The organism is Ercella succinigenes (genome assembly GCF_900002895.1).
The window spans coordinates 1-12,663 of record NZ_CDHP01000046.1; the positions used below are offsets into that span (position 1 = coordinate 1).

At 37.3% G+C, this 12,663-nt stretch carries 10 protein-coding genes and 2 pseudogenes; 1 reads left to right on the plus strand and 11 read right to left on the minus strand.

Going from position 1 to position 12,663, the window contains the following annotated elements; translation table 11 throughout:
• Positions 1 to 134: 134 nt before the first annotated feature.
• From AC0KSB_RS10970 to AC0KSB_RS11005, 8 genes are all read right to left on the minus strand, one after another.
• Complete coding sequence (locus AC0KSB_RS10970; protein WP_472309208.1) at positions 135 to 965, minus strand: prenyltransferase/squalene oxidase repeat-containing protein; 831 nt, start codon at positions 963 to 965, stop codon at positions 135 to 137.
• Positions 966 to 1,164: 199 nt separating this feature from the next.
• Entirely contained in the window at positions 1,165 to 2,157 is a 993-nt protein-coding gene (gene cysK, locus AC0KSB_RS10975; protein WP_472309210.1) for a cysteine synthase A, read from the minus strand.
• Positions 2,154 to 3,026: an ABC transporter ATP-binding protein gene (locus AC0KSB_RS10980; protein ID WP_472309212.1), complete on the minus strand. Its 873-nt coding sequence runs from the start codon at positions 3,024 to 3,026 to the stop codon at positions 2,154 to 2,156. The genes cysK and AC0KSB_RS10980 overlap by 4 nt, the downstream gene beginning before the upstream one ends.
• Entirely contained in the window at positions 3,026 to 3,868 is an 843-nt protein-coding gene (locus tag AC0KSB_RS10985) for an ABC transporter permease (protein WP_472309214.1), read from the minus strand. Before AC0KSB_RS10985 ends, AC0KSB_RS10980 begins: the two co-directional genes overlap by 1 nt.
• 19 nt (positions 3,869 to 3,887) lie before the next feature.
• Entirely contained in the window at positions 3,888 to 4,811 is a 924-nt protein-coding gene (locus tag AC0KSB_RS10990) for an ABC transporter substrate-binding protein (RefSeq protein WP_472309216.1), read from the minus strand.
• Positions 4,805 to 5,821, minus strand: coding sequence for an ABC transporter substrate-binding protein (locus tag AC0KSB_RS10995; protein WP_472309218.1), 1,017 nt, complete (start codon positions 5,819 to 5,821; stop codon positions 4,805 to 4,807). Before AC0KSB_RS10995 ends, AC0KSB_RS10990 begins: the two co-directional genes overlap by 7 nt.
• Before the next feature lie 271 nt (positions 5,822 to 6,092).
• The gene (locus tag AC0KSB_RS11000; RefSeq protein ID WP_472309220.1) at positions 6,093 to 6,785 is read right to left on the minus strand and encodes a hypothetical protein; all 693 of its coding nucleotides are present in this window, start codon (positions 6,783 to 6,785) and stop codon (positions 6,093 to 6,095) included.
• 69 nt (positions 6,786 to 6,854) lie between these two features.
• Positions 6,855 to 9,326, minus strand: coding sequence for a heavy metal translocating P-type ATPase (locus tag AC0KSB_RS11005; protein ID WP_472309222.1), 2,472 nt, complete (start codon positions 9,324 to 9,326; stop codon positions 6,855 to 6,857).
• A gap of 228 nt (positions 9,327 to 9,554) precedes the next feature.
• On the opposite strand from AC0KSB_RS11005, the gene AC0KSB_RS11010 reads away from it, so the two are divergent.
• Positions 9,555 to 9,920: a winged helix-turn-helix transcriptional regulator gene (locus tag AC0KSB_RS11010; protein ID WP_472309224.1), complete on the plus strand. Its 366-nt coding sequence runs from the start codon at positions 9,555 to 9,557 to the stop codon at positions 9,918 to 9,920.
• Here the strand turns inward: AC0KSB_RS11010 and AC0KSB_RS11015 are convergent.
• The 3 genes and pseudogenes from AC0KSB_RS11015 to AC0KSB_RS11025 all read right to left on the minus strand — a co-directional run.
• Entirely contained in the window at positions 9,917 to 10,273 is a 357-nt protein-coding gene (locus AC0KSB_RS11015) for a VOC family protein (protein ID WP_472309226.1), read from the minus strand. The two genes, AC0KSB_RS11010 and AC0KSB_RS11015, sit on opposite strands and share 4 nt — an antisense overlap.
• Before the next feature lie 956 nt (positions 10,274 to 11,229).
• Positions 11,230 to 12,180, minus strand: a pseudogene (locus tag AC0KSB_RS11020) (IS3 family transposase); the annotation flags it as partial.
• Positions 12,177 to 12,663: pseudogene (locus AC0KSB_RS11025) on the minus strand (hypothetical protein); the annotation flags it as partial. The pseudogenes AC0KSB_RS11025 and AC0KSB_RS11020, both read right to left, overlap by 4 nt.

Here is a 12,663-nt window from a genome sequence, read left to right on the forward strand (position 1 = left end):
AAATTGTTCGATTTCTGGAATTTTCATCCCTTTAAAAAGAGACGCCTTTAAGTTTTTATACTATAACCATTGTTATTTAAATGTCATATAAGTGTTTTTTTAATCAATTAGGAGAAAACAAAAATAAAATGTTTTTATTTTAAATTTTGTAAAATTTCATTATACCGCCTGGTTGCCAAAACACTTGGATACCCTTTTTTGCAAAAAGAAAATTTTGCTAATTTTGGCACAACACGCTCTACAATAATTTGCTCGTCAATTGTTTTTGATTTCAGTTTTTCAAGCGCCTCTAAAAATCTCTTGTCTTCTTTTGCTTTATCAAAAAAAGACAGCACATAGACATATTTAAAAAGATTGTAATTACGAAAAGGATACTCAACCTGCATAAATAATGTCCCTATTCCATATTGACAGGGTCCAATTGGTTTTTTGATTGTCCAATGTTCCAAAAGAAATTCAACAGCCAGGTCAAGTGCTGATTCTCTATTTAAATAATCAGTAAAACGAAAAGCATTTAGTATATTAAGCGTGGGGAAAGGATTTGAAAAATCCGTTTCCGGACCATGTCCATAACTAAATTTATTACAACGCCAGCCACCGTCTTTATATTGAATACTTAAAAGGTGTTCATAAGTCTTTTGCAATCTTAAATCGCAGTGATAACCAAGATAACTTAGTATTTCCGCAACATTTGCAGTATGACAAGGATAAACCGCCCCCTGCGGATATACTTTAAAACTGCCATTTTCTCTCCATACACTAAAAAGCAGTTCAGCACATTGTTTGAGCAAAGGATCATCTGGAGACATCCCTAATTCCATTAAATATGACATACATTCAAGCGTTGAAAAAGGAGAGCCTTTTATAAGCCGCTTATCAGGAGTAGTCCAAAAATCGGCACCATTATCATATCTATGTGATAATATTTTTTCGATATCATATAAATATTGATCATCTATAATCATTTTCAGTCTCCTGTATCTGAAATGTTTTTTATAAGCTATTAACCAGATATTTTACTTGCTATTCATCTTCTTGTTAAAAACTATAATTGCTATAAACATAACTATAACAGCATATCCAGTCACCCACAACAAAAAAGGCAGTGTCTGAAAAAACCTGACACTACCTTTTTTTTGTATTCAACTGTTTAGCCTGTCTGTTTTAATCTGGTTTTTCAGATAATTGTGTACTAATATATCTTTCGCCTGAATCGGGAAGTATAGTTAATATGGTCTTACCTTTATTCTCTGGAAGTTTAGCTAACTGTAAAGCAGCCCATACAGAAGCCCCTGATGATATACCCACAAGAATACCTTCTGTTGTGCTGACTAATCTGGCTGTATCAAAAGCATCTTCATTTGTTACACGAACAATCTTATCAATTACAGAACGATTTAGTATTTTAGGAACAAAACCTGCGCCTATGCCTTGTATACGATGCGGTCCGGAACGTCCACCAGATAATACAGGTGAAGCATCAGGCTCAACTGCTACTATCTGAACATTCGGATTTCGTTTTTTGAGAACTTCTCCTACACCGGTTATTGTACCTCCGGTACCTACACCAGCAACAAAAATATCGACTTTGCCACCGGTATCACGCCAGATTTCTTCCGCAGTTGTATCTCGATGAATTTGCGGATTAGCAGGGTTCTCAAACTGCATGGGAATAAAACTACCTGGGATCTCACTCTTTAATTCCTGTGCTTTTTTCACAGCTCCGTTCATGCCTTCATTACCTGGTGTCAAAACAAGTTCAGCACCAAGCATTTTTACCAGTTTTCGCCTTTCTACAGACATTGTTTCCGGCATAGTTAGTATCAGACGATATCCTTTGGCAACACAGGCAAAAGCCAGTCCTATCCCAGTATTACCACTGGTAGGTTCAATAACCACACCGCCCGGCTTTAACTTACCATCACGTTCAGCAGTTTCAATCATGGCCGCGCCTACACGGCATTTGACACTATTTAGCGGATTAAAAGACTCTATTTTTGCAAGCACTGCTGCTTCTGCCGATGCTGCTAATTTAGATAATTTGACTATAGGCGTACTACCAATCACATCAGTTATACTCTCATATACTGCAGATCTAAAACCACCAACAGGATTTGAGTCCGGCAAAAAAGTATTCTCTTTCGTATTTATGCTCATATTATATACTCACTTTCATGATCTATATCATATTTAAAAACAGCCTCTATCCTTTGCTTGTACAAACCAAGTGTTTCATCACTGCGCCGGCGCGGCCGTTCAACGTCTATATCAAAAACATTGCGTATGCTTCCTAGGTTTGGAGAAAAAACCACCACACGGTCAGATAGATATAGAGCTTCTTCCGTATCATGTGTAACCAAAACAATTGTTACACCTGATTCCTGCCATAATCTTAGAAGATCATCTTGCAGACGCTCTCTTGTCATAGTATCTACTGCAGCAAAAGGTTCATCCATAAGAATAATTTTAGGCTCTACCGCCAACGCACGTGCAAGTGCTAATCTTTGCCTCATACCACCTGAAAGCTGTGAAGGATACTTGCTAACAGAATCAGCCAAACCTACTTTTTTCAGATAAATCATTGCTTTGGACTCACGTTCTTTTCTTGGTATACCACGTAGTTTAAGCGTAAAAACAACATTGCTTAAAGCGGTCATCCAAGGGAAAACAGCATAATCTTGAAAAATCATAGCAATATCATGCTTTGGCCGATCACGAAACATACCATTAGCAAGTGGAGATAGAAAACTATATTTTCTTTTATACGCCTCTATTTCCTTTCTTGTAGATGGCAGTGGTTCCAGAACCTGTACCCCGTCTATATATACTCCACCCTCACCAGGAGCCTGAAGTCCGGCCAATATTTCCAAAAAAGTAGATTTCCCACATCCGGAAGGTCCAAGCAAACTTACAATTTTGCCGTCTTCAATTGTAAGAGAAACAGAATTTAACGCTGTAAGTCCATCTGCTGAGCCATCTTCGTTAATAATGGAAAAAAATTTACTGATATTTTTTGCTTCTATCATTATCTGCCCACCTTCCAGACCGCCAATTTTGATTCAATATATTTTAATACTTCTATCAAAAACCAGCCTATAATTCCAAGGACAGCCATACAGACAACCATTTTGGGTATTTGAAACCACTCTTTAGCCTCATTAAGCAGATACCCAATACCTGTACGTCCACCATAAAGTTCAGCAATTACCAGCATGACCAGACCCATGGCAACCCCTGTTTTTACACTCATTATGATCGCACCGATTGAATGCCAGATATATACACGCAAAATCAAGGTAAGTTCACTGGCACCGAATACTCTCGCCGATGATAAGTAGCGAGGTTCAGTATCTTTAACCGCCTGATACGTATTGAATAAAATCGGATAAAATGCACCTAAAAATATTAAAAAAGTCTGCATAGGTAAGCCTATCCCTAAAAGTACAATCGTTATGGGAACCCATGCCGGTGGCGGAATCGGAGCCAGCAATTGGAATAAAGGCAAAGTTCTTTTTCTAAAAGCAATATTCCAGCCCATGAGAATACCTATAGGTATTGCTGTTATTATTGCCAGAACAAGACCAAGAAAAAACTTGCCCATACTGTCTCCAATATGTAAAAGCAGATTTTCTTTTGTCAGCATTATCCAGAACTCAACAGCAACATCACTTAATGTAGGTACAAGCCTGCGATTTATATTCAAAAAACCTGTACGAGGAATTATTTCCCATAATGCAAGAAGTGGTATCAGTACAAACAGGAACTCCAGCGAAAATAAATTCCCCAAAGCAGTTTTACAAAACAGACCAAGTTCTTTTATCAATCTGCGTACAGTATAATTATTTTTGCCAGATGTGTTTATGCCCATTAATAATTATCCTTTCACATTAGTCTAAAAACACTTTAATAATTTTGTCATCTGCAACAGAAAACTCAGGAACAGGCTGACTTGTTAGAATTTCATACGGAATTGTTGTATTTTCAGCAATTAATTTTCTTAGAGAATCTTCATCAATTTCTTGCGCCGATTCCAGCAGCTTGGCAAAATCTTTAGCCGCATTATATTTGCTTTTGTCTGCAAGCAACACCAGAGCAGCCTGATCAAGAACAGCAGGACAGCATTCATCGCCAGGAGTGACATCCCAATTCTGATAAAGCACATTATGTCCCTGTTCAAGAGCAATCACAGAATAAAAACCTTTAATAATGATTCCATCTACACTACCAGCTTCCAAAGCTGGTATCATAGCATCAAATGCCAATGTGGTATATGTTATTTCCGATATATCTGCCCCAAGACGATCAGCATCAGCTTCGAAAGCTTGTAAAAGTTCGCAGTCAGGTGCGGAAACAGCAATATTAAGACCATTTAACTCAGAAAGTCTTCTGTTCAGATCTTTCCTTAATATCAAAGTAGATCCATAAGGATAAGTTACTTTGCCTACTGCTCTTAAATTGTCAAAACCATCAAGCTCAGCTATAGCTCTAAGTTTTTCAGCATCAACAAAACCTATATCCAAATGACCTGCCGCAAGAGCATATGCAACCGTTGAAATTGATTCTAATCTGTCGGCAATATATTTCTCATCAAAATCTTTGTTTTGTTGCGCTGCATAAAGTGCAGCCGTAAGATTACCCCCACTATAACCAACTCTCAAAGGATATAAATCACTATCATTTTGTTCAGATCTACAAGCTGTCATAGTAATAACAAATATTGCTATAAGCAGAATCGCCAGTACTCTTTCTGACAAAAAATATTTTTGCCAGAAAGAATAAAGTTTATTGATTCTGCCTTTTTTACCTACCAAGTCAACCCCTTGAATTCATCGGCAAAAATATTATCTCCAGGATTTTCTGTAATATTTCCGCCTTCTTTCAAGGCCTCCCCTAACTCTTTCAAACCATCAACTTTAAGCTGAACATCAAATTTAAGACGGTCATTTCCATGTCTTATTGCATCAGCAGGAGCACCTGTGTATTCAACAGCGATATCTACAATATCGTCTGCAACAGGATTTGCCAGAATTTTATTATTAGCACGATCTACAGCTTCTATAAACAATTTCAAAGCATCTGGATTACTTGCAAGCAATGAATTCGTAGCATTTATTGTCCGGCAAGGAATATTTGCAGAAATATCCGGAAACAAAACTTTATAACCTTCCAATTCAGCAATGCTTACATGTGGTTCTTCTAAAATTGCTGCATCAACTGCACCACTAGCTAATGCTTGGATAGCAGGCCCTCCGGCTAATTTCTCAAGAACAAATTCCGAACCAGCTTGCTTGGCAGCAGCTGTAATTGATATAACAGCTTCACAAGTAGGTGATATTCCGGCAATACTTTTATTCTCAAGATCCGTAAGTTGCTTGATGTCTGAATTTTCATCAACAACCAGTACAGATGTACAAGGAGCTTTAACCTGTGCAATAGCTTTTATAGGTGCACCGTTAGCAACCGCTGCAATAGCTACAGTCGGGCAAGACCAGAAAACATCTGCCCCGCCGGATACAACAAGATCTCTTGCCGCTGCATTGTCCTCCACAGACTCTATAACAACTTCAAGACCTAGCTCTTCAAAATACCCTAATTCCTGTGCCACATAAAGATTTAAATGATGTGTTGTTTTGGCATCAGCTACAATTATTTGGAATTTTTCTGGTGTTTCAGAACTTTCAGTTTCCCCTGTATCTACAGAATCAATATTAGATTCATTGGAAACTGTAGTTGAACCATTAGCTGTTCCCCCTGTGTTACCGCATCCTGCCGCAAATAATACCAGCAATGCAGCAATCGTTAAGATCGCAATTTTTTTCATATTTTTTGTCCTCCTTTTAATTCCTACTATACCTATATGAATTGATTGAATTGATTTTAGTTTAAAAATCAACCAGTGTCAACCTTTTTGTTAATTTTTATATTTTTTATCAAAAGAGCATAAAAAAGCAGTGTAGCTCGATCAAAGCTACACTACCTTTTAAATGTTTTTGAAAAAACAATTGCCTTATTTATTTTATCCAGAAACAGAAAATATGATGATTTTCGAATTTTTTTCTGTTTAACATCCTCTTTAAGTTGTTTGGAATTATTTATCGCAAATCAAAAAACTTCAATATTTTATCTTTTTCAATCTCTTTACCATCTTCATCCATGACAGAAACACTGGCAAAAGTCCAACCATCAATATTCTCAGGATCCACCCCTGCATTAATAAAAGATTCAGGATTTAAGACAAAGACAATATCCTTATCATTTTCAGAGAGATCTTTTGCCCACTCAAACATGTTTCCTCCGCCAAGATCAACCCCATAATGATCCATTTGCATATGGTATCCTATATGATCTCTGTACAAATCAACAATATGCTTGTAAGCATCTATTGCGGTTGAAGAACCTTCATAAGCCAAAACATCATCACCAAGTTTTTGCCCAATAATCAAAACTCCATCATCATGAATAATATCTGCCGGCAGATTATTGATATCTAAGCCTGCATCAATGAATGGTTGTGCTTCCAGCTCTATCATTACATCATAGAGAGGACTTTTACTAAAATCTTCACTCCAGATAAACCTTGCAGATTTATCCGGGGCTTCAATTAACCAGCCATTGTTTTTACTATCTGCTTTGACATCAATTTCTTCCAGAATTGTCTCAAATGATTTGACTGATTCTGTAGCAACAACGTCAAGCTTTTTGGTTAAGCTGTTACAGCCTGTTATAGAAAAAATAATTATAAGTCCTATAGTAGCAGTAATCATTAATTTTATTTTTTTTATCATAATTAAGCCAGCCCTCTCTCTTTATACATTTCAAAAAATTCAAATTACAATGCTTTTAATTTCAAAATCTTATACCGGCTTAAAACGCTTAAGTCTCAGAGCATTTGAAACTACCGATACTGATGAAAGGCTCATCGCTGCTGCTGCAAACATGGGATTCAAAAGTGGTCCACCAAACAAATGCAGTAAGCCCGCAGCAATTGGAATACAAATCACATTATAGCCAAATGCCCAAAACAAATTTTGCTTGATATTGCGAATTGTTCGCTTACTTAAATTAATAGCAGTAGGCACATCCAGCAGATCAGAATGCATAAGCACAATATCTGCAGATTCCATAGCTACATCTGTACCTGAACCTATAGCTATTCCTATATCAGACTGAACAAGTGCCGGGGCATCGTTAATGCCATCCCCTACCATCGCAACTTTTTGTCCATCGGCTTGAAGTTTTTTAACCTCTCCGGCTTTATCCTGCGGCAAAACCTCAGCTAATATACGTTTAACACCAACCTGCTCCGCTATTGCAGCTGCTGTTTTTTGATTATCGCCTGTTATCATGGCAACTTCTATACCCATCTGATGTAATTTTTCAATAGCTGCTTTACTTGATGCTTTCACCACATCAGCAACGGCTATTATACCTGCAAGTGAACCGTCAAAAGCAATGTACATAGGTGTTTTACCTTCTCCTGCCAGACGATCTGATTCTGATTCAAGTGCAGCAAGAGAAATTGATTTTTCATCCATTAATTTACGATTGCCTACCAGTATGTTTTTGCCGTTAAGAGCAGCTTCAATCCCCTGTCCTGTGATGGCTTCAAAATGCTGTAATTTAAGTATTTCAAGCTCTTTTTCCAGAGCCTTGTTTACAATTGCTTGTGCCAATGGATGTTCTGAGGCTTTTTCAGCAGAAGCTGTGATCTGCAAAATTTCATTTTCTGCCAGATCATCAACTGTTAAAATATCAGTTACGGTAGGCTTTCCTTCTGTTATAGTGCCCGTTTTATCAAGCACAACGGAATTTATTTTATGTGCGTTTTCCAGTGCTTCTCCGCCCTTTATAAGTATACCGTTTTCTGCCCCTTTACCTGTTCCCACCATGATAGCCGTAGGAGTAGCAAGTCCTAAAGCACAAGGACAAGCAATTACCAGAACAGAAATAAATATTGTCATTGCAAATTCAACATCTCTTGTTGCAATAAACCAGGCACCGGCTGAAACTATAGCAATCACAAAAGCGATCGGAACAAAGTATCCTGAAACTATATCCGCTATCTGAGCAATAGGAGCTTTTGAGCCCTGGGCGTCTTCAACCAATTTTATTATTTGTGCCAAAGCCGTATCACTGCCTACTTTTTCTGCTCTGAAACTAATATTACCATTAGCATTTATTGTTGCGGCATAAACAGAATCCCCGGCTTTTTTATCAACCGGCATGCTTTCACCTGTAAGCATTGATTCATCAATAGAAGTCTGTCCATCAACAACTTTTCCATCTACTGGTATTTTTTCTCCTGGTTTAACAATTATAATGTCTCCAATTTCAACTTCATCTATAGGTATTTCTTTTTCTGTACCATTTTGCAAAATAATTGCAGTTTTGGGAGCAAGACCAATCAGCTTTTTTAATGCTTCACTGGTTTTGCCTTTAGCTGACATTTCAAGGGTTTTTCCCAGCATAACCAATGTCAGAATTACACCTGCTGTTTCATAATAAAGCATATTTACAGAATGAAAATCGCCACTGGCAATCAGAAAGGTATTGTACAAAGCATAAGCTAAAGCAGCCGTAGTACCTATGGCTACCAGAGAATCCATATTAGGACTGCGCTGTATAATAGCTTTTACCCCGACTGTGTAAAATTTGTATCCTGCAATGATTATTGGAACAGTCAAAAATAGCTGAATCAGAGCAAATATAAGCGGATAATTCATCGGATCAAGAGCCGAAGGAAACGGTAATCTTAATGAGGTTGACATATTGATCATGGGAGCCATAGCAATATAAAACAGCGGGATACAGAATACAGCAGAAACAATAAATCTCGTCCACATAATGCTTATTTCTTTTTGTCTTCTTGCCCTATCAGCATCCAAACCACTAGTTTTTGAATCTTCGATAATACTGTAACCTAAATTCTCAATTGAATCCTTTATGCTCGATAGACGCACTTGTTCTGGATTATATGCAAAAGTTGCCTTTTCAGTAGCAAAATTAACTGAAGCATTTTCTACTCCAGCCATACCTCCTACTGCTTTCTCAACACGCTGAGCACATGCGGCACATGACATTCCACCAACTGAGATTGTAACCTTACTATTACTATCTTTTTTTTCCACTTTATAGCCGAGCTTATTGATACTTTCCTCAATAACTGAGAGAGACAAACTGTCAGAATCATACTCAACAAAAAGTTTTTCACTAGCCAGATTTACAGACGCCTTCTTTACACCTTCCATACCATTTACTGTCCGTTCTACACGTCCTGAGCATGAAGCACAGGTCATTCCCTTTATATTTAAAACTTGTTTTTCCACGTCTAAGACTCCTTTCTGAATCTAACTGCTTTCTTGAATTATCCAAGACATTTGAAAGATATTTTTATTGTTTTGACAAATAATAACCATCACGCTATTATTATAGCCGTAAACTACTTTTTTGTAAGTACGCACTTAATAGTTATATACTACCCAAAAGGATAGTATAGACATTGCAAAAATTATTTTTTAATAATAATTTTTGTAACAACTTAGGAGGAAATATATATGAGCACTAAAAATAATAATCTTAACTGCCCGGTTGATGCTACGCTAAGATTGATAGGTGGTAAATATAAATCCCTTATTTTGTGGAACCTTCTCGGAGGTGCTTTAAGGCATGGAGAATTGCAAAAAATTATTCCTCAGGCTACACCTAAAATGCTAACTCAGCAGCTGCGCGAACTGGAAAGTGACAATCTAATCAACCGGAAAGTTTTTCCGGTTGTTCCACCCAAGGTAGAATATTCTTTAACGGATTTTGGTAAAAGCCTGCAGCCAATTCTGGCAGCAATGTATGAATGGGGTGCAAATTATATGAGAGATAATGGCAATGAACCAGCCTGCGCCATGAAACCATTAGGGTTGCCTTAAATAGAAAATTCTATAGCAATACCATCTGGATCTAAAACCTTAAAGTGTTTTGGTTTTGGTTTTAGATCAATGATTTCTGACGGGTTATATCCCATACTAATTGCCTTATCTCTTAGATTATCCAGTTTATCTTCTGTAAAAAAGCTCATCACCATCCCTTTTGTAGAAACTTTTTCTACATCATTAAACTGAATCAATTCCAGCATAGTTTCACCCTCTGCATTTGCTAGAAAAGCAATTGTACCTGGTCCAGGATTAAATTTTTTCAGCAACACAAGCCCTGCAAGCTGCTGATAAAAAATAATTGATTTTTCAATATCACGAACCATAAATGTAATGTAATTAAACTTCATAATAACTCCCTTCAATCTTTTAATAATGTTTTGTTAGGTTAAATAGAAGATTAAAACTATGAATATTGTTTTGTATCATATTCGTAAAACTCAAATTATTTCATGCTTTTGTTTTAAATATTAATTCTTAACTAATATTTTAGCATCTACTCTATATTCAGCAACATAGCAATATTAATATTATTTTTTGCTGCTAGCAAAAAAAACAATGGGGCTGTCTCAAAATGAAAATTATGAGACGGCTCTTTTTTATGTCAAAAACTTAAAATATGGTTCCGAACAACCCCCTAATCAGGTAAAAATTTAGTTGTGAAAATAAAAAATTTACAGTGTGACTATAGCAAAAACGGGGGGCTATATTCATTGGTTAAGAAAAGGAGAGCCGGTGCCGGACCACAACATAATTTCAAGGTTTCGTAAGATGTACCCGCCAAATTTCATGGAAAATCTATTAACGCAGATGGTTATGCAACTTGCTTGTTAAACGACGAAATAAAGTCTGCAAAAAAGCAGAAAAATAACAATATAAAATATAGTCACGACAAAATAACAGCAGGCTAGCGGGACACTATATATAATTTTATTCAAGTTTGCAAACGCATTATTGACAGGCTTATACAGGCTTTTTATTATAATTCTTATCTGGCACTTAGTGCCAGACAAGGATATCAGAATAATCCTTTGAAGTGTCTTTATATCAGCACGTTTGACGATTTAAAGCGATAACGTTGTCTGGCACCAGGTACCAGGCAAGCTTCTAGGAAAACACGGCTGTAAAGACCTATTGCCAGGCATTATAAGGATTTTTTGATTTGAGATAGAGTGTCCCCCCTATACGGTGGTTGTCAAGATAGTTGTCGCAATTGATCTGAAATTTTCTTTGGTCTATTCAACCAAACTTCTGGTTGAAGATTCCAAGCTCTTGTATTATTTTTCCACCGCAATGGATTATTGATTCTTGCGGTAGCATACACCTGCTTTCTACGGTTTAAGATATCTTGGGCAAGTCCATTATGGTGCTGACTGGGAGTAAGGAATTGTATTCCACTATGGCGATGCTCATGTCTGTACCACTCTACAAATTTTTTGCACCATTTTCGAGACTCATTCAGGCTGGAAAATCCTTTTTTGGGGTAGTTTGGACGGTATTTGCAAGTTTTAAAGATTGATTCTGAATATGGGTTATCGTTACTTACCCTTGGTCTGCTACGAGATGGCTTAATACCTAGCTCATAGAGTGTTTCGAGCATAGTTGCACCCTTCATAGGGCTGCCATTATCCGAATGTAGTACAAGAGGCTGTTTATTGCTGTTTATTCCTTGGCACAAGATAGCTCGTCTTATCAAGCGACTGGCATTTTCTGCTGTTTCTTGATCCCAAACTTCCCAACCAACTATATCTCTGGTATAAATATCCAGTATCAGATACAAATAGTAATACAATCCCTTTATTGGTCCGTTTATATATGTTATATCCCAAGACCAGACCTGATTTTTCCCAGTAACACAATGATTCTCTTGTTTATACCTATGAGGTTTGCGTGTTCCACCATATTTGAGTTTGATTTTTTCTTCACGCATAACTCTGTAAAAACTTGATTCTGAAGCTATATATATACCTTTATCCGCCAATATAGGCACAATCTGACTTGGCGGCTTGCCAGCGAATTGCGGCTTGTTAATTGTCTGTATAATCTTCTTCTTTTCATGCTCAGTCAATTTATGCTTAGGTTGCGGGTGCTTTGCATTAGGCCGCTGATCTTCGATCGGCAGTTTTGGATTTGTCCATCTCTGCAGTGTTCTCGGCGTGATTCCTACTTCCTTGCAGGCCGGGGATTGTCTTGCTCCGGCTGTTATCGCCTCAGTAACCAATGCTATTATTATTTCGCGATCTGAGGCAATGGTCATTCTTCCTCTTGTTCTGTTTGCGAGGTTCCCCAGATCGCTTCGACTTTTTTTCTTAGTTCTAGTAAAGCTCTGGCTTCAGCAAGCTCAGACTCCATCTTCTTAAGACGTTTTTTTACTTGCTGTATTTCTTTCTCGTTTTCTTTTTCGTTTTCCATTAATTCGCTTATGGTAGATGTCATTGCAGTATTTGCTCTCAAACAATTTTCCTGCCACTTGTGAACTTGCTCAGGTGATAATCCTCTATCTAAGCAATACTTTATCAAATCAATTTCGTTTAATTTTATTGTATCCATTACAATCGCGAATTTTGAATCACTGCCCCATTTTTCTGCTGCTTGGGCATTATCCGCCAGATCAAGTTTGCCTGCTACTTTCCACCTATAACGCCACTTCTTTATTGTATCAATCGGTACACCTACTATTTCATGTATCGCTTTTGGCCCTAAATTCTCTGGCGGCAGCATCATTCTCAACACTGCATCC